This is a genomic window from Spirillospora sp. NPDC052242, assembly GCF_040679555.1.
Classification (GTDB): domain Bacteria; phylum Actinomycetota; class Actinomycetes; order Streptosporangiales; family Streptosporangiaceae; genus Spirillospora.
Genome location: NZ_JBFAUZ010000023.1, coordinates 17,735 through 43,630 on the forward strand (window position 1 = coordinate 17,735; position 25,896 = coordinate 43,630).

At 74.8% G+C, this 25,896-nt stretch carries 19 protein-coding genes and 1 pseudogene; 7 read left to right on the top strand and 13 right to left on the bottom strand.

All coding sequences use genetic code 11. The features are described from left to right. Nucleotides 1-984: 984 nt before the first annotated feature. Entirely contained in the window at nucleotides 985-3,021 is a 2,037-nt protein-coding gene (locus tag AB0L25_RS19880) for a hypothetical protein (RefSeq protein WP_500174110.1), read from the top strand. Between the two features lie 233 nt (nucleotides 3,022-3,254). Here the strand turns inward: AB0L25_RS19880 and AB0L25_RS19885 are convergent, their stop codons facing one another. From AB0L25_RS19885 to AB0L25_RS19895, 3 genes are all read right to left on the bottom strand, one after another. Further along, on the bottom strand, nucleotides 3,255-3,443 hold the full coding sequence (locus AB0L25_RS19885) for a hypothetical protein (RefSeq protein ID WP_500174111.1): 189 nt from the start codon (nucleotides 3,441-3,443) through the stop codon (nucleotides 3,255-3,257). Nucleotides 3,444-3,558: 115 nt separating this feature from the next. Then, nucleotides 3,559-5,544, bottom strand: a complete 1,986-nt coding sequence (locus AB0L25_RS19890) for a DUF8508 domain-containing protein (RefSeq protein ID WP_500174112.1) — start codon at nucleotides 5,542-5,544, stop codon at nucleotides 3,559-3,561. Between the two features lie 91 nt (nucleotides 5,545-5,635). Then, on the bottom strand, nucleotides 5,636-5,827 hold the full coding sequence (locus tag AB0L25_RS19895; protein WP_500174113.1) for a ferredoxin: 192 nt from the start codon (nucleotides 5,825-5,827) through the stop codon (nucleotides 5,636-5,638). Nucleotides 5,828-6,254: 427 nt separating this feature from the next. Between AB0L25_RS19895 and AB0L25_RS19900 the strand changes: the two genes are divergently transcribed. Further along, entirely contained in the window at nucleotides 6,255-6,953 is a 699-nt protein-coding gene (locus tag AB0L25_RS19900) for a class I SAM-dependent methyltransferase (protein WP_500174114.1), read from the top strand. Between the two features lie 48 nt (nucleotides 6,954-7,001). Here the strand turns inward: AB0L25_RS19900 and AB0L25_RS19905 are convergent, their stop codons facing one another. The 6 genes from AB0L25_RS19905 to AB0L25_RS19930 all read right to left on the bottom strand — a co-directional run bounded on the left by AB0L25_RS19905 (nucleotide 7,002) and on the right by AB0L25_RS19930 (nucleotide 15,890). After that, entirely contained in the window at nucleotides 7,002-8,123 is a 1,122-nt protein-coding gene (locus AB0L25_RS19905; RefSeq protein ID WP_500174115.1) for a prenyltransferase/squalene oxidase repeat-containing protein, read from the bottom strand. Then, entirely contained in the window at nucleotides 8,113-8,874 is a 762-nt protein-coding gene (locus AB0L25_RS19910; RefSeq protein ID WP_500174213.1) for a class I SAM-dependent methyltransferase, read from the bottom strand. The genes AB0L25_RS19905 and AB0L25_RS19910 overlap by 11 nt, the downstream gene beginning before the upstream one ends. A 70-nt stretch (nucleotides 8,875-8,944) precedes the next feature. Beyond that, a complete protein-coding gene (locus tag AB0L25_RS19915; RefSeq protein ID WP_500174116.1) occupies nucleotides 8,945-10,222 on the bottom strand; it encodes a glycosyltransferase family 4 protein in 1,278 nt (425 codons plus the stop codon). 28 nt (nucleotides 10,223-10,250) lie between these two features. Beyond that, complete coding sequence (locus AB0L25_RS19920) at nucleotides 10,251-11,486, bottom strand: cytochrome P450 (RefSeq protein ID WP_500174117.1); 1,236 nt, start codon at nucleotides 11,484-11,486, stop codon at nucleotides 10,251-10,253. Nucleotides 11,487-11,525: 39 nt separating this feature from the next. Continuing rightward, nucleotides 11,526-12,782, bottom strand: a complete 1,257-nt coding sequence (locus tag AB0L25_RS19925; RefSeq protein ID WP_500174118.1) for a cytochrome P450 — start codon at nucleotides 12,780-12,782, stop codon at nucleotides 11,526-11,528. Between the two features lie 252 nt (nucleotides 12,783-13,034). After that, complete coding sequence (locus tag AB0L25_RS19930) at nucleotides 13,035-15,890, bottom strand: hypothetical protein (RefSeq protein ID WP_500174119.1); 2,856 nt, start codon at nucleotides 15,888-15,890, stop codon at nucleotides 13,035-13,037. A 264-nt stretch (nucleotides 15,891-16,154) separates the two neighbouring features. Here AB0L25_RS19930 and AB0L25_RS19935 point away from each other — a divergent pair, with 264 nt between their 5' ends. Continuing rightward, on the top strand, nucleotides 16,155-17,789 hold the full coding sequence (locus tag AB0L25_RS19935; protein ID WP_500174120.1) for an ABC-F family ATP-binding cassette domain-containing protein: 1,635 nt from the start codon (nucleotides 16,155-16,157) through the stop codon (nucleotides 17,787-17,789). Nucleotides 17,790-18,031: 242 nt separating this feature from the next. After that, the gene (locus AB0L25_RS19940; RefSeq protein ID WP_500174121.1) at nucleotides 18,032-18,238 is read left to right on the top strand and encodes a hypothetical protein; all 207 of its coding nucleotides are present in this window, start codon (nucleotides 18,032-18,034) and stop codon (nucleotides 18,236-18,238) included. On the opposite strand, the gene AB0L25_RS19945 is transcribed toward AB0L25_RS19940, so the two are convergent. The 3 genes from AB0L25_RS19945 to AB0L25_RS19955 form a co-directional block, all read right to left on the bottom strand. Further along, nucleotides 18,222-19,169: an MBL fold metallo-hydrolase gene (locus AB0L25_RS19945; RefSeq protein ID WP_500174122.1), complete on the bottom strand. Its 948-nt coding sequence runs from the start codon at nucleotides 19,167-19,169 to the stop codon at nucleotides 18,222-18,224. The genes AB0L25_RS19940 and AB0L25_RS19945 overlap by 17 nt on opposite strands. Nucleotides 19,170-19,322: 153 nt before the next feature. Beyond that, the gene (locus AB0L25_RS19950; protein ID WP_500174123.1) at nucleotides 19,323-20,483 is read right to left on the bottom strand and encodes a steroid 3-ketoacyl-CoA thiolase; all 1,161 of its coding nucleotides are present in this window, start codon (nucleotides 20,481-20,483) and stop codon (nucleotides 19,323-19,325) included. 116 nt (nucleotides 20,484-20,599) lie between these two features. Further along, nucleotides 20,600-21,874, bottom strand: a complete 1,275-nt coding sequence (locus tag AB0L25_RS19955; protein ID WP_500174124.1) for a cytochrome P450 — start codon at nucleotides 21,872-21,874, stop codon at nucleotides 20,600-20,602. A gap of 434 nt (nucleotides 21,875-22,308) precedes the next feature. On the opposite strand from AB0L25_RS19955, the pseudogene AB0L25_RS19960 reads away from it, so the two are divergent. Together AB0L25_RS19960 and AB0L25_RS19965 are read left to right on the top strand one after the other, a co-directional pair. Further along, nucleotides 22,309-23,769: pseudogene (locus tag AB0L25_RS19960) on the top strand (MFS transporter); the annotation flags it as partial. Nucleotides 23,770-23,805: 36 nt separating this feature from the next. Beyond that, nucleotides 23,806-24,675, top strand: a complete 870-nt coding sequence (locus AB0L25_RS19965) for an MSCRAMM family protein (protein WP_500174214.1) — start codon at nucleotides 23,806-23,808, stop codon at nucleotides 24,673-24,675. Between the two features lie 29 nt (nucleotides 24,676-24,704). On the opposite strand, the gene AB0L25_RS19970 is transcribed toward AB0L25_RS19965, so the two are convergent. Beyond that, nucleotides 24,705-25,322 (bottom strand): TetR/AcrR family transcriptional regulator, encoded by a 618-nt coding sequence (locus tag AB0L25_RS19970; protein ID WP_500174125.1) that lies wholly within the window; start codon nucleotides 25,320-25,322, stop codon nucleotides 24,705-24,707. 124 nt (nucleotides 25,323-25,446) lie between these two features. Between AB0L25_RS19970 and AB0L25_RS19975 the strand changes: the two genes are divergently transcribed. Next, complete coding sequence (locus tag AB0L25_RS19975; protein WP_500174126.1) at nucleotides 25,447-25,842, top strand: SCO2583/SCO2584 N-terminal domain-containing protein; 396 nt, start codon at nucleotides 25,447-25,449, stop codon at nucleotides 25,840-25,842. Nucleotides 25,843-25,896 lie beyond the last annotated feature (54 nt).

Genomic DNA, 25,896 nt, shown 5'->3' on the forward strand with positions numbered 1-25,896 from the left:
GTGGGTGTTGCTGAGCCGGTCGCGAAGTCCGAGCGGACGTCGAGTGACGCTGGAGCGGATGATGAGGGCGCGGTGGCGTCTCCCTCGTCGGCGGGTGTGATTGGTGGCGCTGAGCCGGTTGCGGGGTCCGAGCGGGCGTCGGGTGAGGGCAGGGCGAATGGTGGCGCCGCGTCGGACCGGCCCGCGTCGGTGGGCGTGTCTGGTGCGTTGGCGCCGGGTGCTGTGGGTGTTGCTGAGCCTGTCGGCGCGGAGTCTGAGCGGGCGTCGAGTGGGGCGGGGGCGGATGGTGAGGGCGGGCTGAAGGGCGCTGTGCGGGTGGGCGGGCAGGGCGGGAGCCGGGGCGAGACGGGTGCTGCGTCGGAGGTGGGCGTGTCCGGTGATCGAGTCGCGTCCGGTCCGGGTGCGGTGTCCGGGGAGAGGGCGGGGACGGCCGATGCGGGCGTTGCTGCTGGAGCGGAGGCGGGTGTGACCCCTGGGGGCGACGACGTGGCCGGGCCGGGTGCTGCTGCAGGGGGCGCGGAACCGGACGCGAAGGTTCGTCCCGGGAAGTCTGGGTCGGGTGGGGCCTCCGTTCGGCCTCGGAAGGCGGCCTCGGCGAGTGGGGCGCGGCGTGCTGCGGCGCCCGCCGGGCCGGGAGTCGTCGCGATGGCGGCCAAGCGGAAGACGATCGACGCGCCGCGCGACGTCGAACCCGCGAAGGCACCGCGCGACGCCGATCCTGCGGACGTGAATCCTGGTGGGTCTGCTGCCCCCGAGACTGTGAAGCCTGGTGGGCCTGCTGCCCCCGAGCCCCCCGTGAAGGCCGACGAGCCTGCTGTCCCCGAGCCCGTGAAGGCGGTGCGCGTCCAGCCCGTGGACGTGAAGACCGTCGAGCCTGCGGCCCCCGAGCCTGCGGCCGTCGAGGGGACGTCGGGTGGTGAAGGCGCGGGCGTTCGGCCTGCGGGGACTCACCGGGGACGGCGGGCGCTCGCGGGAGGTGCGGTCGTGGCGGCGATCGCGCTGGTGGCGGGCGGCGCGGTGTTCGTCGCGGGCCGCGGGGACGACGGGTCCGTGCGGCCGTCGGTTCCGGGGGTCGTGGCGGCGGACGCGCAGTTCGCGCTCGACCCGGGGGCGGCGGACGACGGGCTGGTGCAGGAGCTCGCGGCGGTCGACGCGGCGGGCGGGACGGTCGTCGCGGTGGGGAGCGAGGACGGCGGCCGGGCCGAGTTCGTGGCGTCGGCCGACGGGGGACGGACGTGGTCGGCGGGCTCGGCGCGGACGGAGGACGGGACCGTGCCGGCGCGCGGGGACCGGCCGCGCCTGGTCGCGGGCGGCGCGGGGCGCTGGGCGGCGCTGGGCCTGGCGGCCGACGGCGAGCGCGTGGCGTGGACGAGCGAGGACGGCCGGGCGTGGACGCGCCGGGCGCTCGGGCCCGCGTTCCGTGCGTCCGACGAGGTGAACGACCTGGTGCGGACGCCCGCGGGGTTCGTGGCCGTGGGGGCGGCGGACGGGCGGGGCGTGGTGTGGAGTTCGGCGGACGGGCGCGTGTGGCGGCGGGGCGAGGGCGTCCCGGGGATCATCGGCCTGTACGGGGTGGCGGCGTCGGGGGACGCGCTCGTGACGCAGGGCACGTACCCGAAGAAGGTCGTGCAGCGGAAGGGTCGCCGGAAGGTCGAGCGGACGGTCGCGGCGCAGGGGCTGTGGCGTTCGGCGGACGGCGGGGGCACGTGGCGGCCGGTCCATGTGCGGCAGTCCCACGGGTCCCACGGGGCGACGAAGGGGCTGGTCGCGGGGCCGGGCGGCTTCTACACGGTGCGGGACGCGAAGGACGGGAAGAAGCGGTTCGCGATCGTGTTCGGTTCGACGGACGGCGCGCGGTGGAGCGCGATCGGGAAGTTCGGCGTCGCCGGGCACCGGGGCGTGGAGTCGTTCGGCGGGTCGCGGGCGGGGCTCGTGGCGGTGGTGCGCGGGAAGCGGCGGGAGGTCGTGCGGAGCGGGGACGGACGCGGGTGGCGGGCGGCCGGGACGGTCGGGCGCGCGGAGGTCGCGGCGCTGACGGTCGTCGAGGGCGGCCGGCTCGCGATCGCCGGGGCGCTCGACGATGACGCGTACCTGTTCGGCGTCGATCTGGGGAAGGTGCCGGGCGCGGTGCGGGTGCGGCGCACGGTCGGCGCGGTGGCCGCGGCGGGCGGCCGGGCGGTCGCGGTCGGCGCGGGCAACGGGGACGCGGCGGTGTGGAGTTCGGCGGACGGCGCCGCGTGGGCCCGCGCGAAGGCCCCGGCGTCGCCGGGGAGGCTGGCGGACGTCGCGCACGGCTCGCGCGGCTGGCTGGCCGTGGGCCGGACGGGCGAGGCGGCGCTCGCGCTGCGGTCGTCCGACGGCGTGGCGTGGCGGCGGGCGGCGTTCCCGGCGGAGCGTCCGGCGGCGGTCGCGGCGGGCCCGGCCGGGTACGTCGCGGTCGGGGAGGGCGCGGCGTGGCGTTCGGCCGATCTGGAGCGGTGGCGGGCCGCCCGTCTGGACGGCGCCGCGGCCGATGTGGCGGCGACCGCGAACGGGTACGTGGCGGTCGGCGCGCGCGCGAAGGCGCCGGCCGTGTGGACGTCCGCGGACGGCGCGGCGTGGCGGCCGGTGCGGCTGCCGTCCGGCCTGAACGGGCCGCTGACCGGCGTCGCCGCGGCCGGCGGCGCGGTCGTGGCGGTGGGGCCGGGCGTGCCGCCGCTGGTGTCGGCGGACGGCGGCGCGACGTGGACGCCGCGGGGCGTGGGGGACGTGTCGCCCACCGCGGTGACCGCGACGCCGGACGGGTTCGTCGTCGCGGGCGTCACCGGCGCCCGGGACGGCGTCGTGTTCGCGTCCCCGGACGGCGGGGGGTGGCGCCGCGTGGCCGTGCCGGGGCTCGACGGCCCGGCGGACCGGAGGCTCACCGCGCTGGCGCCGTTCGGCGGGGGAGTGCTCGGCACCGGGAGCAGCGACGACGGCGCGGCGGTGACGCCGCTGCTGTGGCGCGCGGACGTCCTGGGGAGCTCCCCGGCGGCCGGATGACCGGCACGCGGTGGCCCCGGCTCCGGGCGCCGGAGCCGGGGCCACCGCGATCGGCAGGGCTTCGGGTGAGGCGGTGTTCAGCCGTTACAGCCGCAGGAGCAGCCTTTCGGGCATGAGCATCCGCCGCCGTGTCCGCAACTGCAGTTCTTCTGAGTCATGCCCGAAACGTAACCTCTGTGCCGATTTGGGGTCTATGGCCGGGGCGGCGAGGTGCATGTGTCCGCGCCGGGGACCTAGGTGTCGATGGTCAGGTCGACGCCGAGCAGGACCAGGAACCACAGGACGACGGCGAGCACGGCGCTCAGCAGCTTGCCGAGCAGGTCGGGGGTGATGTAGCCGCGGTCCCACGCCACGAACAGGCCGATGACGAGGTAGATGATGCCGACGAGCCCGATGTGGGTGCGGCGGTAACGGTAGGCCATGGGGGTCGTCTCCTCCCGGAGGAATCTGACGATCCACCGTTGCCCCGGCCCGTGCCGGGATAACTCCGGACGCCTACAGGGACGTCCGTTGACGATCTTTTGGTGCGTCCCAAATTCAGCGGGCGGGCTTCGCCCCCCGCGGCGCGCCCTGCTTCGTCAGGTCGATCCGGACGACCGTGGGATCGTGCTCGCCCGGCCGGTCGGCGAACTCGGCGGTGCGGTGCACGATGTCGAACTCGTGCTTGCGCCGCTTCAGCGACTCGCTCAGCATGATGTGGTCGAGGGCCTGCGCGTTGCCGTCCGTCACGGCGGTGTAGCGGTCCTTCGGCGGCAGCCCCGCGGGCAGGTCGGTCAGGCCCGTGTCCGCCAGCGCCTGCACCGGCAGCGACTCCGGGGTGTCGTTGAGCCGGGCCGCGACGACGACGTTGGCGTTCCGGTCGACCTTCTGCACCGACCGGACGAACCCGGCGACCACCTTCGCCTGCGCGTCGCGGCGCCAGCGGGTCGGCTGCTGCGGCGGCTGGTTCCGGCCGAACAGCGGCTCGTCGTCGGCGGTGCTCGGGTACCACTCGCCGGTCACGACGATGATCCGCTCGCCCTGCCAGGTGACCTCGCCCGCGAGCGGCTTGCGGGTGCCCGCCCACACGGCGTCGGTGGGCGCGATGCGGCCGGGGCTGCGGGAGAGCCCGGCCGTCCCGCCCTGGGCGACGGCGCGGACGGCGGTCACCGCGGGATTCGGCTCGTTCGCGGGCGTCTCGTCCGGGAGCGTTCCCGACCGGGCGGGACGGTCGACGAACGCGAGGCCGCGGTCGGTGCGGAACAGGAACCCGACGCGCGGGTTGCTGCCCTTGTCGCCGCCGTCGGCGTTGTTCTTCGGCTCGACCGAGCGCCACTCGTAGGCGGGGCCGCCGGCCGCGCTGATCTCGGTGATCAGCTCGGCGACGGTCTGGTCGGCGGCGACCGTCCCGTCGTTCCTGGCGCCGCTGTTGTCCTGGAGGTCGTCGACCGCGATCAGGTCGGGCGAGGCGAGGCCGGTGACGATGTCGTCGGCGACGGCGCGGAACCGGTCGCGGGGGGTGTTCGGGCTGAGGCCGCCGAGGCCGATCGTGGCGATGGCGATCTCGCCGGGCCGCTGCGGGCGGGTCGCCTCGCGGGGCAGGCCCCCGGCGGCGTGGCGCGGCGTCGCGGTCGGCAGCACCTTGAAGTGGCCGAGCGCGTAGTCGACGACGCCGACGCTGTCGCCGGGCAGCCGGTCGCCGACGTTCACGACCGGCAGCGGGGCGAGCGAGTCGTCGAGGATGATCCGCTCGGGGTTGGCGTCCCCGTCGCGCTGCAGGATGCCGCCGCGCCCGGTGCGCGTCCCGGCGCCCGCGCCGCCCGCCGGGAGGACGGGCAACTCGCCGAACAGGGTCGGGCCCACGGCCACGGCGTCCTGCAGCCGCACCTGCATGCCCTCGAGCGCCTCGTAGAAGTCGAGCCCGTTGCGGCCCGGATCGAACGCGCCGCCGCGCTCGACGTTCCCGTGCGTGCTGCGGACGACGTCCGTCGGCGCGCTGACCCCCCTCGGACCCAGCAGGATCGGGGGCGGGGCGTCCGCGCGCCCGGCGACGGCGACCTTCGTCGCGCCGATCTCCGTCCGGGTGAGCCCCCCGGACTCCGCGCCGCCCGGCCGGAACTCGCTGACCCGGCCGTTCACCCGGACGACCTCGCCGGGCGCGACGCTCGGACTCGTGCGGGTGAACACGAAGATCCCCTCGGACGTCGCGGCGTGCCGGTCGGGCTTCGGGTCCTGCATCCAGAAGCCGGTGCCGGCCACGGCGGTCACGACGCCGGGGACGCCGACGACCGAGGCCCCGTTGAGCGGCGAGACGTGCGCGGCGCCCTGGATGTCGTGGATGCGTGCGGGCCGCGGCGCGGCGTGCGCCACGGACGGGACGAGGCCCAGCGGGACGGCGAGGACCGCCGCGGCCGCGAGCCGGGGGAGCCCGCCGAACGCCCGGACCGTGCGGGGGCGGCGCGGCCGCCCCGATCCACCCGTGTAGGCCACCCCGAACTCCATGATCGTCTCGTGGTCCGCGCCGAACAGGCAGCAGGATGGCACGCGAGGGGTTCCGGTGACCAACCGCGCCGCGAAATCCGTCCGAATCCGCCTACAGCGGGTCCGCGCGACGGCCCGGGAGGACGGCCGGCGGCTACTCCTCGAGCGTCAGCGCGGCCTTCGGGCACGACCGCACCGCGTGCCGCACGCGGTCGGCCTCGCCCTCGGGCACGTCCGGCCGCAGGATCTCGAGCTCGTCGTCGTCGCTGAGGTCGAAGACCTCGGGGGCGAGCCCGACGCACACGCCGTTCGCCTCGCACACCAGCGGGTCGACTCCTACTCTCATCGCCTTCTCCGTTCGCGGGGTCCCGGTGAGCGTTCGATGGCCCGGAGCGCGCGCGGGACGCGCGGACCCGGGCCGTCCTCGGCCGCCAACCTACCGAACATGGTTCGGAGAGGTGCACTCAGGGAAAAGTAGAACACGTTCCACTATTGATCGGCAAGTGAAGGCGCCGGGTGGCCCGCCGCCCTTCGGCGCCGGGCCACCCGGCGCGGAGACGACCCGTTCCCCTCCAGAGGCACCCGCCGCCCGCCCCCGATCCATGGCGCCGAGGCTTGGTCCCCCGCGCGTGGTGCCCTCCAGAGGGGCGCCGCCGCGCGGGCGCGGCCGGTTCCCTGCGCTGGGGCTCGGTTCGCTGCGTGGAGGCGGCGCGGGCCGGGGCGGCGTGGCGGGGTGGGGCATGTCGGATAAAGTGCCCGGCGGAGGCGAGGCGATGAGTCAGAGCGAGGCGTCCACCGGGCCGGGGACGACCGGGATGCCCGCGGCGCTGCTGCGGGCGGCGCGCGCGGCGAAGGGGTTCATGCCCGACGCCGAGGGGGCGGCCCTGTACGAGACGGCCCTGGAGTACGGGGGTCGGCTCGCGGCGGTCGGCCCGCTGCTGGAGGTCGGCACGTACTGCGGCAAGTCGGCGATCTACCTGGGCGCCGCCGCGCGGGCGGCGGGGACGGTCGCGGTCACCGTCGACCACCACCACGGCTCGGAGGAGAACCAGGCGGGGTGGGAGCACCACGACCCGTCGCTGGTCGATCCGAGCACGGGGCGGATGGACACGCTGCCGACCTTCCGCAAGACGATCGGGGCCGCGGAACTCGAGGACCACGTCGTCGCGGTCGTGGGGCAGTCCCGCACCGTGTCGGCGTTCTGGCGCACCCCGCTGGCGCTGCTGTTCATCGACGGCGGGCACGCCGAGGAGCACGCGCAGGGCGACTACGAGGGCTGGGCGCCGCACGTGGCCGTCGGGGGCGCGCTGGTGATCCACGACGTGTTCCCCGACCCCGCGGACGGCGGGCAGGCGCCGTACCGCGTGTACCTGCGGGCGCTGCGCAGCGGCGCGTTCGAGGAGCGCCGGGTCGAGGGATCGCTGCGCGTACTGGAACGCGTTTCAGACGCGGACCCGCGCGCCGAAGCGTGAGGGCGGGGGCCGTGCCGGACGGGCGTCCGGTGCGGCCCCCGCGGCGCCTCAGAGGCGCGTGCGGACCGGGTTGGCGACGGGCACGAGGGCGCAGCCGCACGCCGCCGGATCGGACGCCTCGGACGGCCCCAGCGGGCGCCCGGCGATCTCCTTGAAGATGCGGGCGCCGGGGGACGCGCCGTCGAGTGCGTCCGCGGCGAGGATCACGGCGGCCGCGGTGTAGGTGGAGCGGTCCCCCGGGAAGTGCCGCCGGTTCTCGAACTGCCAGCCGGTCCAGTACGAGCCGTCCTCGTGGCGGAGGTGCTGGATGGTCGAGAACAGGTCGAGGGCGCGGTCGCGGTCGCCGGACGCGTCGAGGGCCATGACGAGCTCGCAGCTCTCGGCGGCCGTCACCCACGGCTGGTCGGACACGCACCGGCAGCCGAGGCCCGGCACGACGAAGACGTCCCACCGCTCGGCGAGGCGGCGCGCGGCGGCCTCGCCGCGGACGGGGCCGCCGAGGACGGGGTAGTACCAGTCCATCGACCAGCGGCTCTTGTCGGCGAACGCCTCGGGGTGCGCGGCGACGACGTGGCCGAGCTGGTCGGCGGCGAGCTCCCACTCGGGCTGCGGCTCGCCGAGCCGCTCGCCGAGCGCGACGGCGCAGCGGAGCGACTGGTAGATCGACGAGCAGCCGGTGAGCAGCGCGTGGTCGGACGCGCGGCCGTCCTCGGTCCGCATCCAGATGATCTCGCCGCGGCGGGTCTGCAGGCCGAGGACGAAGTCGATCGCGCGGCGCACGGTCGGCCACATGGCGCGGGCGAAGTCCTCGTCGCCGGTCATCAGCAGCTCGTGCCAGACGCCGACCGCGACGTAGGCGGCCTGGTTGGACTCGCCGCCGGGCTCGGTGACCTCGCCGAGCACCCACTTGGCGGGCCACGACCCGTCCGGCCGCTGGACGTCCGCGAGCCACGCGTAGGCGCGGCGGGCGGCGTCGCCCATCCCGGCGACGGTCAGCGCCATCGCCGCCTCGACGTGGTTCCAGGCGTCGACGTGCCCGGCGATGCCGTCGATCGGCGCGAACCAGGGGATCGCGCCGGACGGCTCCTGCTGGCGGGCGATGCTGCGGGCGGTCTCGACGATGTCGCCGCGGGTCAGGACCCCCGGGACGGCGGGGATGTCAGACCGCATCGGCGGTCTCCTCCGCCGGGGTCTCCGACGTGCCCGTCTTGACGGGCTTGTTGCAGTACACGACGACGCTCTTGCCGATCAGGGGGTTCAGGACCTGCTCGGCGACCCGGGTCGCGAGGGGGCGCTTCATGATGTCCCACACCAGGAGCCGGTGGTACGCCTTGGCGAGCGGGTTGCCGTCGTTCTCCACGCCGACGGCGCACTTGATCCACCAGTAGGGGGCGTGCAGGCCGTGCGCGTGGTGGTGCCCGCCGATCGTGAAGCCGGTCGACTTCAGCTTGGCCTCCAGCTCGGCGCGGGTGTAGATCCGCACGTGGCCGCCGGGGGCGGTGTGGTAGTCCTCCGACAGGGCCCAGCAGACCCGCTCCGGCAGCCAGGACGGGACGGTCGCGGCGAGCCGCCCGCCGGGCCGCAGCACGCGCAGCAGCTCGCGCATCGCCCGCATGTCGTCCGGGATGTGTTCGAGCACCTCGGAGGCGATGATCGCGTCGAAGTGGTCGTCGGGGAACGGCAGTTCCAGCGCGTCGCCCCGGACGGTCTCGGCGGCGGCGTCCTCGGGGACCTCGCCGGCGAGCCGCATCGCGCCGAACATCTTCTCGACGCCGGCCAGCTCGTCGGCGTCCTGGTCGAAGGCCACGACGTGCGCGCCCCTGCGGTACAGCTCGAACGCGTGCCGTCCCGCTCCGCAGCCCATGTCCAGGATGCGGTCTCCGGGTGCGACGCGGAACCGCTGGAAATCCACGGTCAGCAGGGTCGTGCTCCTTCCATGCGGGGAACGCCCGGCGGGCGTTCCCACGGGCCTTGCTGTTGGGGTGGGGTCTTCAGCCGCGCCGCGCCAGCCGCAGGTAGTTCTGCTGCGCGACGGCCTCGCGGTAGTGCCGCACGGTGGCCTGCGCGACGGCGGGCCAGGCGAAGCGCTCCTGGACGCGGGCGAGACCGGCGGCGCCGGCGCGGGCGCGCTCGTCCGCCGAGTCGTGCAGGCCGCGCAGGGTGGCGGCGAGCTCCTCGACGTCGCCCGGCTCGACGAGGACGGCCGCGTCCCCGACGACCTCGGGCAGCGCCCCGGCGCGGGACGCCACCAGCGGCGTGCCGGACGCCATGTGCTCGACCGCGGGCAGCGAGAAGCCCTCGTAGCGGGACGGGACGACCGCGATCTCCGCAGACGCGAGCAGCTCGCCCAGCTCGTCGTCGCTGATGCCGCTCACGAACCGGACGCGCTCGCCGAGGGCGAGGTCGCGGACGAGCTTCTCGGTCGGGCCGTCCTTCTGCGGGCGGCTCACGATGACGACGTGCACGTCCCGCTCGGTGGCGAGCTTCGCGACCGCCCGCAGCAGCACGTCGACGCCCTTGATCGGCGCGTCCGCGCTGGCCATGGCCACGATCCGGCCGGGGACGCGCTCGCCGCGCGGGTGGAAGATCCGGGTGTCGACGCCCAGCGGCAGGATGTCGATGTCGCGGGGGTCGACCTTGAAGTCCTTGACGATGTCGACCTTCGACGACTCCGACACCGTCAGGACGGGCCCGATCCGCCGCGACACCTGCGACTGCATGGTCACGAACCCGTACCAGCGGCGCTTGCCGAACTTCTGCCGGACGCCCTGCGCCGCCTCCAGCTCGATCCGCCGGTCCACGCTGATCGGGTGGTGGATGCTGGTGACCAGCGGCAGCCCGAGCTTGGGGATGCCGAGGTTGCCGACGCCGAGGACCTGGTTGTCGTGGACGACGTCGAAGTCGCGGCGGCGGCGCCGCAGCTCCCGCAGGACGCGGATGCTGAACGTCAGCGGTTCCGGGAACCCGCCGGTCCGCATGTGGGCGAACTCGAGGACGTCCACCCAGTCGCGGAACTCGCCGAGGGCCGGGGTGCGGAACGGGTCCTCGTCCCGGTACAGGTCCAGGCTCGGGAGCTTGGTCAGCTCGATCTCGTCGCGGTCCAGCTCGGGATAGGGCTGCCCGGAGAACACCTCCACGGTGTGCCCGAGATCGACCAGTTCCCTGCTGAGATGCCGCAGGTAGACGCCCTGGCCCCCGCAGTGCGGCTTGCTCCGGTACGAGAGCAGGGCCACCCGCAGTGGACCGCCCGGCTCGTCTGCCTCACCCACGCCAGCCCCTGCCCACGCACCACTCCCGTCAGTCCCGGGACACCGGTCGCACACGCACCGGCATCTCCTTTATGCCGTTGATGAAACTAGACCTTAGCCTCCGTACGTTACCGCTGAGTTCGATATTGGGCATAGCGTCCAAGAGTGTTTCGAAGAGCACACTCAGCTCGAGTCGGGCGAGGTGGGCGCCCAGGCAGAAGTGGGGGCCGCCTCCGCCGAAGCCGATGTGCGGGTTGGGGTCGCGGCCGACGTCGAACGCGAACGGGTCGTCGAAGACGGCCTCGTCCCGGTTCGCGGAGGCGTAGAACACCACGACCTTGTCGCCCGCCGCGATCTTCTTGCCGCCCAGTTCGACGTCGCGCACGGCCGTCCGCTTGAACAGGTTGACCGGCGTCACCCACCGGACGATCTCGTCCGCGGCGGTCCGGACGAGCGACGGGTCAGCCCGCAGCCGCGCCCACTGCTCGGGATGCTCGAGCAGTGCGAGCATCCCGCCGGACGCGGCGTTGCGGGTCGTCTCGTTGCCCGCGACCGACAGCAGCATCACGAACAGCTCGAACTCGTCGCCGTCCAGCACCTCGCCGTCGGCGTCCGGCTGCAGCAGCTTCGTCACGATGTCGTCGCGCGGGTTCTGCCGCCGCTCCGCCGCGAGCTCCGCCGCGTACGCGTACAGCTCCGTCGCGGCCTGCTGCCCCTCCTCCGGGCTCCGCTGGAAGTCGGGGTCGTCCGCGCCGATCAGCGTGTTCGACCAGTGGAAGATCTTGTCGCGGTCCTCCGGCGGGGCGCCGAGCAGCTCGCAGATCACGTAGAGCGGCAGCGGCGCCGCCAGGTCGCGGACGAACTCCGCCTCCTCCCCGCGCGCCACCGTCTCCGCGACGAGCCGCCGGCAGATGTCGCGGATGTGCTCCTCCAGCGCGCCGATCGCGCGCGGCGTGAACCCGCGGTTCACGATGCTCCGCTTGCGCGAGTGGTCCGGCGGGTCCTGGTTGAGCATCATGAGCCGCTGCAGCGCCAGGTGCTCCTCGTCCGGCTCCTCGAACAGCGCGAGCCGCTCGTACGAGGAGAACACCTCCGGGTGGCGAGACACGTGGACGACGTCCGCGTGCCGCGTCACCGCCCAGAACGGCGGGCCGCCCCGCTCCGGGTCGCCCTTGTGCCGGTGGACGGGATCGTGTTCGCGCAGCCACGCCAGCTGCTCGTGGGGGATGCCGCCGCGCTCGTACGAGCCCGGCTCGACCAGGTCGATGTCGGGAGTGACCGTCATCGTCGCGCCTCCAGTCCCAGGGGCAGGTCTCGGGTGGAGTCAAGCACGCTGAGCCGACGGCGTGAACCGGACCGGCAGCTCCTTCAGCCCGTTGACGAAGTTGGAGCGCAGCCGGCGGGGCTCGCCGGCGGGCCGGATGTCGGGCATCCGGTCCAGGATCGTGTCGAACACGACCTTCAGGTTCATCCGGGCGAGGTGGGTGCCCAGGCAGAAGTGGGGGCCGCCTCCGCCGAAGCCGATGTGCGGGTTGGGGTCGCGGGCGATGTCGAACGTGAACGGGTCGTCGAAGACCGTCTCGTCCATGTTCGCGGAGCTGTAGAACAGCACCACCTTGTCCCCGGCCTTGATCGTCTTGCCGCCCATCTCGACGTCAGCCGTCGCCGTCCGGCGGAACTGGTTGATGGGGCTCACCCAGCGGACGATCTCCTCGACGGCCGTCGGCAGCAGGCTCCGGTCCTCCCGCAGCCTCCGCCACAGCTCCGGACGCTCGAAGAACGCCTGCATGCCGCCCGCCGTCGCCGTCCGGGTCGTCTCGTTCCCGGCGATCGACAGCATGATCACGAACATCGCGAACTGGTCCTCGCTGATCCGCTCGCCGTTCTCGTCCGGCGTGAGGAGCTTCGTCACGATGTCGTCGCGGGGGGTGGACGCCCGCTCCCGGGCGAGCTCGCCGGCCCACCCGGCGAACTCGGCCGCGTACATCTGCGACTCGGACCGGTCGCCGATGAACTCGGGGTCGTTGAACGCCACGAGCTGGTTCGACCAGTGGAAGATCTGCTGCCGCTGGTCCAGCGGCGCGCCCAGCAGCTCGCAGATCGTGTAGAGCGGCAGCGGGGCCGCGAAGTTCTCGACGAAGTCGCACTCGCCGAGCGGCGCCGCCTCGTCGATCAGCTTGTTGCAGATGTCGCGGATGTGCTGCTCCAGCCGGCCGATCATCCGGGGCGTGAACCCCTTGTTGACCATGCCGCGCAGCTTCGTGTGGTCCGGCGGGTCCTGGAACAGCATGATCTGCCCGTAGAGGGCGATGTCGTCGTCGGTGAACTCCTCGAACATCGCCGTCCGGGTCTGCGAGGACAGCAGGTCGGGACGGCGGGACGCGCGGACCACGTCCTCGTGCCGGGTGATCGCCCAGAAGCCGGGGACGCCCTCGTTCGGGTCGGCGTGCCAGTGCACCGGGTCGTTCTCGCGCAACCACTTGAACTGCTCGTGCGGGATGCCGCCCCGCTCGTACACGCCGGGATCGATGACGTCGATCTCCCGGCCGGTGGAGGCGAGGGCCACGTCCTGTTGCGTCACGGTCGTCCCTTCGTGAAGAGCCGGCCCCGCGTCGCGCCGCACGGGACTCTGACTGAGCGCTTGCTCGGTCGTAGATCTAGAACACGTTCTAGCATGAGACTCCAGTCTCATCAAGAGTCTCAACCCGGAATCGTCCGCGCCGTGACGCCCCTCTCACCCCACCGTCACCACGCAAAACGCCCGTAAGCGCACAATGCGCTCACGGGCGTTCGGTGCCGGTCGGTGCCGGTCGGTGCCGACAGGTCGGGGCGGTCAGGCGGCGCGGGGCCAGTTCTGGTGGCGGCCCACGCGGTCCCACCACTCGACGGCCCGGTCGACGGCGAGGCCGTCGAACCACAGGTCCTCGGGCTCGTCCGGCATCAGGACCTCGCGGAGCGCGTCGTCGAGCTGCCACGACTCGTGCTTCGCGAGCTCGCCCGTCTCCGGGTCGCGGTAGAGCGCGGCGACCTCGGCCGGCAACCCCGACGACTCGTCGTCCCGGCCGACCGTGTACGAGAACCCGTACGCCGCGGACGCCGCCGTGTGCAGGCGCAGTCCGGTGGCCTCGGCCAGCCGGTGGACCGCCCGCACGTCGTAGGGGGCCGGGCCGCGCTCGTCCAGCAGGCGCAGGAAGCGGGCGACGCGGTCGGCGCCGCCCCAGCCCTGCGGGCGCGGCTCGTGCCCGGTCGTCCAGCCGGGGAAGACGAAGTCGCGGAAGGACGCGTCGGGGGAGTACTCGATCGCCACCGCCTCCTTGTGCGGGTGGTCCTGGAAGGACAGGATCACCATCGCGCCGTTCGGGGTCCGCCAGACCTGCCCGACCGGGTCCTGCGTCGCCTTCGCCCGGAACGACAGGCGCCGCCACCGGCCGCTGCCGTCGCCCCACGGCGTGTCGCCCAGCGCGCCCAGCAGGTCGCGGGCCCGCGCGCGCTCGTACTCCGGCGTCCACGGACGGGACGCGCGCAGCGCCTCGCCGCCCAGGGCGCCGAACCGCAGGTAGTTCGGCACGGGGAGGTCGACGCGGCCGAGCGGGTGCGGGGTGTCGTAGGCCGGGCCGGACCCGGCCGCCTCCGCCACCACCTCCGCGAGGTGCCGGATGGCCGGGACCTCCCCGATGTACCGCCCGTGCCGCAGCCCGCCCGCGCTCGCGACCCGGCCCGGCGTGCCCGCCGGGCGCGGCAGGCGGAGCGCGTCGCGCAGCCGCAGCGCGCGGCGCAGGGCCGCGGCGGCCCGGTCGGCGAGCGTCCGGACGGCGCCGCGGAGCCGGGCGTCGGTGACGTCGGGCAGGACGCGGGCGAGCGCGGCGTCCAGCTCCCGCGCGTTGACGAGCGCCGCGTCGACGAGCCGGACGAAGCCGTCGCGGTCCAGCCGGCGCAGCGCCGCCGAGCCGTCCGGGTCGGCGGGGGGCAGGTGCGGCCAGAAGCCCGGCGGGGGCAGGACGGCGCCGTCCACGGGGCCGTGCGGGAACCGCCGCCGGGCGACCGTCCGGCCGTCCGCGAGCAGCCGCAGGACGCCCCGGTCGAGCGTCACCTGCACCGGTTCGGCGGCGCCGGGGAACGTCACCGGGACGGACGCGGGGCTCTGCGGCCAGCGCAGCCGTTCGCCGTCCGGGACCTCGAGGAGGCCGCCGTCCACGATCCGGTACGTCTCCGGGCGCCCGTCGTGCAGCCGCGACAGGTAGGCGTCCGTGCCGTCGAACCACGGGAACGTCCCGGGCGTCAGGGGCGTCGGCCGCTCGTGCACGATCCCGCCGGGGCCGTGCACGACGATGCGCTCGCCGTCCAGCCCGAGCGTGAGCAGGTCCCCGTGCAGGACGGCCGTCACCGCGCCCTTCCCGGCGTTCGGGAACCGCAGCTCCTCCGGGAGGCCCGCGCGCAGCGCCCGCCACGCGGCGTCCACCGGGTCGGCGACCTCGAGGCCGGCGAGCACCTCGGCGTCCGGCACCGTCTCGGCCAGCGGGACGAGCCGGGGCAGCGACAGCTCCAGCCCGTCGAGGTCGGCCGCGCACTCGTCGCGCCACTCGGCGAACTGCTCCGCGAGCACCCGCCGGATCGGGCCGTGCTCCAGCATCGCGCGCATCACGGCCGGGTAGTCGATGTTGCCGTAGTGCCCGAGGGCGCGGACGAACGCGTCCAGCTTCCGGCGCTCCTCCGGGGATCCCTCGATCGTCTCGGCGATCGCGGCGAAGTCGGTGTCGCCCCACCAGCGCGGCGCCTCCTCGTCGAACCTGCTCTTCGGCTTGACGGGGGTCAGCGGGTGCGGGGCGGCCCGGCCCACGACCGGGTCGGCGGCGGGGTCGAACCAGGGGCCGGGCGGCGGGAACAGCCGGTCGCCCGCGGCGGACGCCAGCCGCAGCAGCTCGGCGGCCGGGAGCGGGCCCGCGTCCCGGAACCAGGAGCGCGACAGCCGCCGCCCCGCGCCGACCAGCCCGAGGAGCCGCAGCCAGTGCCGGTGGTGCGCGGCGCGCGGCTCCGGGTCGTCGTACAGGGCGGGGTCGGGGCGAGCCGCGATCAGCAGGTCGAGCGGCTCGTCGTCCGCGGCGAGCCCGCGCAGCGCCCCGTCCAGCGCCTCCCACACCGGCAGCGGCGCGCGCGGCAGCAGCCCGTCCCGCAGCAGCCGCCCGGCGACGAACCGCTCCTCGGCGGCCGGGTCCGCCCCCGCCGCCCGCGCCACCGGCAGCAGGTCGCCCACGACGTTCGGGTAGGGGACGGTGCCCGCGTCGAAGAACGCGCCCACCGCCTCGCGCGCCCACCGGTGCGCCGTCTCCCGCTCCGGGAGGATCGCGAGGCGCCGCAGGTGGTCGTGCAGCAGGCTCGCCGTGACCGCCCCGGACGGGACGAGCGCCACGAGCGTCCGGTGCGTCCGCGCGGCGTCCGCGGGCAGGCCGAGGAGCCGCGCGTGCGCGTCCGCCACGTCGCGGGCCCGGCCGAAGAGGAACGCCGCCTCCTCCGGCGGCGCCGCCGCCGCGAAGACGCCGGCGGCGTGCTCCAGGAACTCCGGCACCGCGCCCGCCGCGAGCGCCCCCGCCGCCCGGAGCACGTCCGCCCGCGCGCCCTGCGGGTCCTCCGCGGCCCGCGCCACGGCCCCGTCCAGCCGCTGAACAAGCCAACCGGGCCATTCCTTTGACATCCGCACCCTCCTGATCGTCGCGTTCCCCAGTGCGACGATCGTCGCCGCTTTCCGGATCCGCCGGGCGGAAATTCGGTTGTGCGGCATCCGGGCACGGTTGGTAGCGTCGATCCCGTGCCACGCTTGTTCTTCCTCTGATCCCCTTCCGGACGGCCCGTCCCTCGCGCAGCGCGAGCCACGGGCGGTCTGACGCTGCCATCAGCCAGCTCGAAGGCGCCGCTTCCACGTGCCGTCCGCACGTGCGCGCCTCCGTCCGGAGGAAGAATGAACACCCTTTCCATCACCCTGCCCGCGCGCGCCCGCGCCCAGCTCGTCGCAGAACAGGTCCGCGTCGCCCGCGGCGGGCGCACCGTCCTCGACGGCGTCACCATGACCGTCTCGCCCGGCGCGCGCTGGGGGATCGTCGGTGAGAACGGGCGCGGCAAGACGACCCTGCTGCACGTCCTCGCGGGCGTTCTCACGCCCGACGAGGGCGACGTCCAGCGCGTCGGCACCCTCGGGATCGCCGAGCAGGCCATGCCCGCCGGGGACGGCGCCACGGTCGGCGACGCGATCGACGCCGAGCTCGCGGACGCGCGCGCCGCGCTGCGGGCCCTCGACGACGCGACCGCCGCGCTGACCGACGGGCGGCCCGGCGCCGACGACGCCTACACCGCCGCCCTCGACGCGGCCGAGGCCCTCGACGCCTGGGACGCCGACCGCCGCGTCGACCTCGCCCTGGAGCACCTCGGCGCCGTCACCGACCGGACCCGGCCGCTCGCGGCGCTGTCCGTCGGGCAGCGCTACCGGGTCCGGCTCGCGTGCCTCCTCGGCGCCGAGCACGACTTCCTGCTGCTGGACGAGCCGACGAACCACCTGGACGCGTCCGGGCTCGACTTCCTCACCGCGCGGCTGCGCGCCCACGCGGGCGGCGTCGCGGTGGTGAGCCACGACCGGGCGCTGCTGTCCGACGTCGCCACGACGATCCTCGATCTCGACCCGAGCCGCGACGGGCGGCCCGCCGTGTACGGCGGCGGCTTCGCCGGGTACCGGGAGGGGCGCGAGGCGGAGCTGCGGCGCTGGGAGGACGAGTACGACCGGCAGCGGGCCGAGCACGCGCGGCTCACCCGCGACCTGTCGGAGGCGCAGAACCGGCTCGTCACCGGGTGGCGGCCCGACAAGGGCACGGGCAAGCACCAGCGGGCGACGCGCGCGCCCGCGCTCGTCCGGTCCGTGCACCGCCGCCGCGACGACCTGGAGCGGCACGCGGTGACCGCGCCGGTGCCGCCGCTGCGGTTCCGGATGCCGGACCTCCCGGCGCGGCCGGGCGCCCGGCTGCTCACCGCGACGGACGTCCGGGTCGACGGGCGGCTGCACCGGGAGGCGTCGGTCGCGCTGGAGTCGGGCTCGCGGCTGGTCGTGACCGGCCCGAACGGCGCGGGCAAGTCGACGCTCCTGGCGGTGCTGGCCGGGACCCTGGAACCGACGTCGGGGTCCGTGCGGCGCGCCCGCAAGGCGCGGGTGGCGCTGCTCGCGCAGGAGTCGCCGAGCGCGAGCGGCCGCCGCGCCCGCGACGTGTTCGCCGCGCACGTCGGGCGGCTGGTGAGCACGGGCGTCCTCGCCGAGGGCGAGGCGGTCGCGCTGGGCGACCTCGGCCTGCTGCCGTCGGCGGACGCGGGCCGGCCGGTGCGCGAGCTGTCGATGGGCCGGCAGCGCCGCCTCGACCTCGCGATGGCGCTGGCCGCGCGCCCGCACGTCCTCCTGCTGGACGAGCCGACGAACCACCTGTCGATCGCCCTCGTGGACGAGCTCACCGAGGCCCTCGACGCGACCCCGGCGGCCGTCGTCCTCGCCACCCACGACCGCCGGCTGCAGAAGGACGTCGCCCCCTGGCCGCGCCTCGACCTGCGCGCGGACTGACCGGGAACGCACCGGCGGTGATCGCCCCCGGACGCGCGCGCGGGAACGCGCGACGCGTCCGGAGCGCCGGGGCGTGCGGGTGGCGGTCGGGGGAAGCGGACATGATCATGGAAGGTTCGAGTCCGCCGCTGCGGGGATCCCCTGGGTAAAGAAGCCGTCGCCGGTTTCCGCGCTTCCGGTCATGCGGGGCCGGTTCCGACCGGGCCGTCCGTACGGTGGGCGACCTGAGGGGAGGTCCCGCCGTGGTCGTCGGAGTGCTGGTCTGCGGGGTCCTCGTGTACGCGCTGTTCGACGTCGTCCGGACGGTCGTGCGGCGGAGGCGCGCCGTGGCGGCCGCCGAGGCGGCGGCCGCCGCGTGGGCGGACGGGCTGGAGACCCTCGAGCCGATGCTGTGGACCGAGGCCGACCAGGAGTGGCTGGAGAGCCGCCGGATCAGCCTGCCACGGTGAAGCTCAGGACGCCGTCGACGTCCGCGCGGCGGACGAGGCCGCGGTTCTCCAGCGTGCGCAGATGTGCCGCGGCCTCGCCGGTCGCCATCCGGCGGGCCTCCATGGGCATCTCGGTCCACGGGTGGCGCCAGGTGAGGCCCGCCGCCACGTCCCACAGCGAGGTCGGGGACGCCGACAGCAGCGCGGTGACCTCGCCGAGCCGCTCCTCGTGGTGCTCGACGATCTCGCGGACGCGCGCGGACAGGTCGGCGAACCGGTACTGGTGGGCGGGCAGCACCTCGTCCACGGTCATCTCGCCGATGCGGGCGAGCGAGCCGAGGAACGCGCCGAGCGGGTCGACGTCGGGGATGTCGTAGGGGTACAGCCCGATGTGCGGGGTGATGCGCGGCAGGACGTGGTCGCCGGTGAAGATGCGGTCCGCGTCCTCCAGGTGCAGGCAGATGTGGCCGGGGGAGTGCCCCGGGGTGTGGATCGCGCGGAGCTTGCGTCCCGGCAGGTCGATCAGGTCGCCGTCGGACAGCTCACGGTCCGGGATGGCGGGCGGGTCGACCCGGCCGCCGCCGCCGACGAAGCCCTCCAGTTCGGCCGCGGACGCCCCGGCGCGCTTCATCGAGTCGTGCTCGATGCCGGTGCGCTGGGCGCGGTCGACCGAGTGGAACAGCCGCACGATGTCGGCGTCCGCGCGGTGCATCGCGATCCACGCGCCGGACGCCTCCCGCACCCGGCCCGCGAGGCCGGCGTGGTCGGGGTGGAAGTGCGTGACCACCACGCCGCGCACGTCGGCGACGTCGATCCCGAAGGTCGCGAGGCCGCCCGTCAGGGCCGCCCAGGCGTCCTCGTGCTGCCAGCCGGCGTCGATCAGGACGGGGCCGCGCGGGCCGTCCAGCGCGTACACCAGCGTGTACGCGAGCGGGTTGCCCGGGATGGGCACGGGAACGCTCCACAGGCCCCCGCCGAGGTCCTCCGGTTCCGGCTGCAATGGCAGACCGCCTTTCGCGCCTGGGGACGCCCGCGTCCGGGGCCGGACGCGGGCGGTGCAACTGTCTCCGCGCCCGGACGCGTCCGGGCGCGGATGCGTCCGAGGTCAGACGCGCTCGAGGATGGTCGCGGTCGAGAGGGCCCCGCCGCAGCACATGGTGACGAGGGCCGTTCCCGCGTCGCGGCGCTCCAGCTCGTGCAGCGCGGTGGTGATCAGCCGGGCGCCGGTCGCGCCGACGGGGTGGCCGAGCGCGATCGCGCCGCCGTTGACGTTGACCTTGTCCATGTCCGGCTCGTGGACGGACGCCCACGACAGCGCGACGGACGCGAACGCCTCGTTGACCTCGGTGATGTCGATGTCGTTCATCGTCATCCCCGCGCGGGCCAGCACCCGCTCGGTGGACTGCACGGGGCCGTCCAGGTGGTAGTACGGTTCGCCGCCCACGAGGGCCTGGGCCTTGAAGCGCGCGCGCGGGCGCAGGCCGAGCGCCTCGGCCTTCTCCTCGGACATGACGACGACGGCCGCGGCCCCGTCGGAGATCTGCGAGGACGTCCCGGCGGTGTGCAGCGCGTCCTCGCCGAGGACGGGCTTGAGCTTCGCGAGGCCCTCGACGGTGGTCTCGCGCAAACCCTGGTCGCGGGTCACCGTGCGGGTCTCCCCGGTCGGGTTGCCCTCCGCGTCCAGGACGGGCGCCTCGATCGGGACGATCTCGCGCTCGAACCGGCCGTCCGCCCACGCCTTGGCGGCGAGCTGCTGCGACCGGGCGCCGAACGCGTCGATGTCGGCGCGGGTGAACCCGCGGCGGGCCGCGATCCGCTCGGCGGCGCCGAACTGGTCGGGCATGTCGAGCGACCAGTCGTCCGGGCGCGGGTCGGCGGGGTAGACGTTGGCGCCGAGCGGCGTGCGGCTCATCACCTCGACGCCGCAGCCGATGGCGACGTCCACGACCCCGGCCGCCACCTGCGACGCGGCGAGGTGGACGGCCTGCTGCGCGGAGCCGCACTGGGCGTCGACGGTCGTGACGCCCGTCTGCCAGGGCAGCCCCGCGTACAGCCAGGCGTAGCGGCCGACGTGGCCGCCCTGCTCGCCCGCCTGCGTGACGCACCCGGCGAAGACCTGTTCCACCTGGCCCGGGTCGATGCCGGAGCGCTCGACGGCGGCGGTCAGCACGTGCGCGAGGACGGCCTGCGCCTTCAGGCCGGCGAGCACGCCGTTCCGCTTGCCGAGCGGCGTCCGCACGGCCTCGACGATCACCGGGTTCCCCATGCGATCTCCTTCTAGAACGAGATTCGCTTTCGAATGTAACGCGTTCTAGTTCGGGTCGGAAGGGCGGTCCCGGAGAGTGAGATCGCGGCGGCGCGGCGGCGCGGCGCCGCCGCGGGTCAGCAGAAGCGGACCGGAAGCTCCTTGATCCCGTTCAGCCAGGCCGAGCGCAGCCGCCGCGGCTCCCCGGCCCGGGCGATGCCCGGCATCTGGTCGGCGAGCGCGTCGAAGATCAGCCCGATCTCCAGGCGGGCGAGGTTCGCCCCGATGCAGTAGTGCGCGCCGGTGCCGCCGAACCCGAGGTGCGGGTTGGGGGAGCGGCGCACGTCGAACGCGGCCGGGGCGTCGAAGACGTCCTCGTCGAAGTTCGCCGAGCTGTAGTACATGGCGAGCCGCTGCCCGGCCTTGATCTCCACGCCGCCGAGCTCGGTGTCGCGGACGGCCGTGCGCTGGAACGCCGTCACCGGCGTCGCCCACCGGACGATCTCGTCCGCCGCCGTCTCGGGACGTTCGGCCCGGTACAGCTCCCACTGCTCCGGGTGGTCGAAGAACGCGATCATCCCGTGCGTGATCGCGTTCCGCGTCGTCTCGTTCCCGGCCACCGCGAGCAGGATCATGAAGTAGCCGAACTCGTCGTCGGTGAGGCCGCGGCCGTCCACGTCCGCCTCGACCAGCTTCGTGACGATGTCGTGCGCGGGGCAGCCGCGGCGCTGCTCGGCCAGCTCCATCGAGTAGCCGATGATCTCCGCTGCGGCGCACGCCGGGTCGCCGTCGTACTCGGGGTCGTCGTAGCCGAGCATCTGGTTCGACCAGTCGAACAGCCGCCGCCGGTCCTCCTGCGGGACGCCCATCAGCTCGGCGATCGCCTGCAGCGGCAGCTCGGCGGCGATCTCGGTGACGAAGTCGCCGGTGCCGCCGCGGCGCCGCGCGTCCGCCACGATCCGCTCCGCGCGGTCCCGCAGGGCGTCGTGCAGCCCGTTGATCACGCGCGGGGTGAAGCCCCGGGAGACGATCCGGCGCAGCTTGGCGTGCGTCGGCGGGTCCATGTGCAGCAGCAGGTTCTCGCGCTGGACGTCCAGTTCCTCGGGGGCGAACCGCTCGTTGAACCGGATCACCGACCCGTTCGCGTTCGCCGAGAACAGCTCGTGGTCGCGCGAGATCTCCTTGATGTGCGCGTGCTTGCTGATCACCCAGAAGCCGTCGTCGGCGAAGCCCGTCGTGCCCCGGGGCTGCGGGTTCCACCACGGGCGGGCGGTGCGGCGCAGCGCCGCGAACTCGGCGAGCGGGACGCGCTCGGCCATCAGGTCGGGGCTGCTGAAGTCGAACCCGGCGGGCACGGCGGTCCCGGGTGCGGCGGTTTCCGGGGCGGCGGTCTCGGGTGCGGTGGCGGTCATGGCGGCGCTCCTTGCCTGCGACGACGCTGCTGCTCGAGCCCACCGTAGAACGCGTTCCACGGGCCCGACAAGAGAAAATGAGACTCGAGTCTAATCAGGAGTCTTATTCAATCGCTTGCTTGGTATGACGGGCTTTCATCAGGCGAAACGGGCGGCGAGTGTGCTGCCATGGAAGCACGGTCGATCTCAAGGGGGAGTGCCGGTGAGCTTCGTCACCGGGCGGTCGAGGTTTAGATAGAACACGTTCTAGTCAGGGTGTGGCGTCGGACACGCTGCGGCGGAACAACCGAGAGTTCACTTTCGGTCGTGTTAGCCTCGCCAGAGCATTAAGTGATAGTTGCGTATCACTTGTGGCCGTCCCCGGACGGACGCCACCCGATCCACCGAGCGCGATCCGTCGTGATCATCCGAAAGCTCCTACGGAGGCTCGATACATGTCCCATGCGCAACCCCGGGCCGCGGGGCGGGAGGCGCCCGCGCCCGTGCGGGTGAACCTGGTCGTGGCGGTCCTCGCCTTCAGCGGGATCGTGGTCTCGCTGATGCAGACCCTGGTCATCCCGATCGTCCCGGACCTGCCCCGGCTGCTGGACGCGTCGGCGTCGGACGCCGCCTGGGCGGTCACCGCGACGCTGCTCGCCGCGGCCGTCGCCACCCCGGTCAGCGGACGGCTCGGGGACATGTACGGCAAGCGCCTCATGCTGCTGATCAGCGTGGCCGCGATGGTGGTCGGCTCGGTCACGGCGGGGCTCAGCGACACCCTGCTCCCGATGATCGTCGCCCGGGTGCTCCAGGGGCTGTCGGCCGGCGTGATCCCGCTGGGCATCAGCATCATGCGCGACGAGCTGCCCGCCGAGCGCCTGCCGTCCGCCATCGCGCTGATGAGCGCCTCCCTCGGCGTCGGCGGCGCCTTCGGCATGCCCGCCGCCGCGCTCATCGCCGACACCTTCGACTGGCACGCCCTGTTCTGGTTCTCGGCCGGCCTCGGCGCCGTCGCGTTCCTGCTCGTGCTGACCCTGGTGCCGGAGTCGCGGATGCGGACCGGCGGACGGTTCGACCTGGTCGGGGCCGCCGGCATGGCGATCGGCCTGGTCTGCCTGCTGCTGGCCATCTCCCAGGGCGCCGACTGGGGCTGGACGAGCGGCACGACCCTCGGCCTGTTCGGTGCGGCCGCCGCCGTCCTGCTGGTGTGGGGCGCGTTCGAGCTGCGCGTCCGGGACCCGCTGGTCGACCTGCGCACCACCGCGCGCCGGCAGGTGCTCGTCACCAACATCGCGTCGATCGCGATCGGCTTCTCCATGTTCGCGATGTCGCTGGTCATCCCGCAGGTCGTCCAGCTGCCCACGGCGACCGGGCACGGCCTCGGCGAGTCGCTGCTGGTCGCGGGCCTGGTCATGATGCCCGGCGGCCTGGTGATGATGGCGATGGCCCCGGTCTCCGCCGCGATCTCCAGGAGCGCGGGGCCGAAGGTCACGCTGATGATCGGCGCGCTGATCGTCGCCGCCGGGTACGGGGTGAACATCCTGCTGATGGAGGAGATCTGGCACCTCGTGCTGGCCACCTGCGTCATCAGCGCCGGCATCGGCTTCGCGTACGGGGCGATGCCCACGCTCATCATGGGGGCGGTGCCCGCGTCCGAGTCGGGCGCGGCGAACAGCCTCAACACGCTGATGCGGTCGATCGGCACGTCGATCGCCAGCGCCGCCGCGGGCGTCGTCCTCGCCGAGATGGTCGTGAGCCTCGGCGGCGTCCCGGTGCCCTCCGAGGACGGCTTCAAGGTGGTCATGGGCGCGGGGGCGGGCGCCGCCCTGCTGGCCTTCGCCATCGCGTCCCTCATCCCGCGCCGCCGTCCCGCCGCGGAACCGCCCGCGCCCGGGGCGGCGGCCGAGGGGGCGCCCGGCGGCGAGGCCCGCGAGCCGGTCGCCGCGGCCGAGGTGAAGCAGGAGGCGCTTGTCGCCGCCCGGGGGTCCGGCGCCGCCGCCCCGGCGGCCCCGGCGGCCTCGGGTAGTGCGCACGACGGTGCGCCGGACGGGCCGGGCGCGACCGGGGTCCCCGTCACCGGGCACGTCCGCGGGGTGGAGGGCGCGCCCGTGGCGGGCGCCGCCGTGACGCTGATCTCGCAGGCGGGACGCCAGGTGGGCCGGGCCGTCGCGCACCGCGACGGCGCGTACGCCCTGACCGCGCCGGAGGCCGGCTCCTACGTGCTGATCGCCTCCGCCGACGGCCACCAGCCGCAGGCCGCGTCGATCGCGGTCGGCGACGGGCCGGTCGCCCACGACGTCCTGCTGGGCGGGACGAGCGGCCTGTCGGGGATCGTGCGGTCCGCGCATGGCGGGGCGCCGGTCGCCGGTGCCGTGGTCATCGTGACGGACGTCCGCGGGGACGTCCTCGCGACGGCGGAGACCGGCCCGCCGGGGGAGTTCGCCGTCACGGACCTGGTGCCGGGCGCGATGACCCTCGCGGTCAACGCGCCCGGGCATCGGCCGCAGGCCGTCCCCGTCGAGGTCGGCGCGGGCGGCGTCACCCGGGTCGAGGTGGAGCTGCGCCCCGGCGCGCACGTGCGGGGCACGGTGCGCGGCGCGGGGGCGCCGCTCGGCGGCGCGCGGGTGACGCTGATCGACGCGGCCGGGAACGCGGTCGCGACGACCACGACCGGCCCGGACGGCGCCTACGCCTTCTCCGACCTCGACGGCGGCGCGTACACGGTCATCGCGACCGGCTACCCGCCGCGGGCGACCGCGGTCACCGTCTCCGGGGCCGGGCTGGACGGCCACGACATCGACCTCGCGCACGGCGACGGGTAGCCGCCGCCCCGGCCCGTCCGGGCGGCTCGTCAGCCGCCCGGGCGCCGGATCAGCAGCGGAGCCGGGGGCGGCAGCGGGCTCGCCGCCTCCGGCTTGAGCCCGTCGAGGAGCAGCCCGACGTAGCGCCGCCAGCCGTCCTCCCGCGGGTCGAGCGTCCACAGCACGCTGACCAGCATCGACATGATCCTGCGGACGTCGTCGAGCACCAGGTCGGCGCGGACGAGCCCGGCGTCCTGGCCGCGGCGGATCAGCGGGGCCAGCGACGCGAAGAACCGGGCGCCCGCGTCCATCGGGAAGCCGCCGGCGTTCCGAGCCGCGGTGACCATGTTGTGGTCGCGGGCGGTCAGCGCCACGGCCGTCTCGATCACCCGGGCCAGCCCGCGCCGCGGATCGGCGTCGTCCAGCGCCTCCTCGATGACCGGCGCGAGCTCCTCGGTGAAGCTCTGGTCGAGGGCGGCGCGGATGAGGACGGCCTTGTCGGGGAAGCGGCGGTACAGCGTCGCGATGCCCACGCCCGCGCGGCGGGCGATCTCCTCGAGCGGCGCGTCGGGGCCCTGCTCGGCGTAGACCTGCCGCGCGGCCCGCAGTATCTTCGCGGAATTGCGGGCCGCGTCGGCGCGCAGCGGTCTCGGGGGTTCGCTCGGCACCTGCTCACCCTATCAATCGATAGTCGACTATCGGTTCTGTGCGGCGTTCGGAAACGGCGCGGTGTCCGATGGGTGCCGGAGTCAACTACCGTGGAGGCGTCCGCCCCCCGCGCCGGAGCGTCCGATGCCCGCAGATTTCGACGAGCCCGTGTTCGACGAAGACTTCGTCCGCGGTGCCGCGTTCACCGAGCCCTCGGCACGTGAACGGGCCCGACCGCCGAGCCGCCGCGAACGGCGGGAGACCCGCCGCGCCCAGCGCCGCCGGAGCCGCGCCGCGCGCCCGCCGCGCGGCCGCCGGTTCCGCGACCCGAGCCACCGGATGGCGGTCGCGCAGCTCGTCGGCGGCATCCTGGTGCTCCTCGCGATCTCGGTCGCGCTGTGGTGGTGGAACTCGCCGTCCCGCGAGATGGAGGCGCCCGGACGGGGCGAGCCCGCCCCGCCGACGACCACGGTGTCGCCGCCCGCGCCGTCCCCGCCCTCCCCGGAGCCGTCCGGCGAGCTGGTGCCCCCGCGCGTCTGACCCGCCCGCTCCGCACGTCCGTCCCGTCCGCGCCCCGGCGGCCCCCGTGGTCGC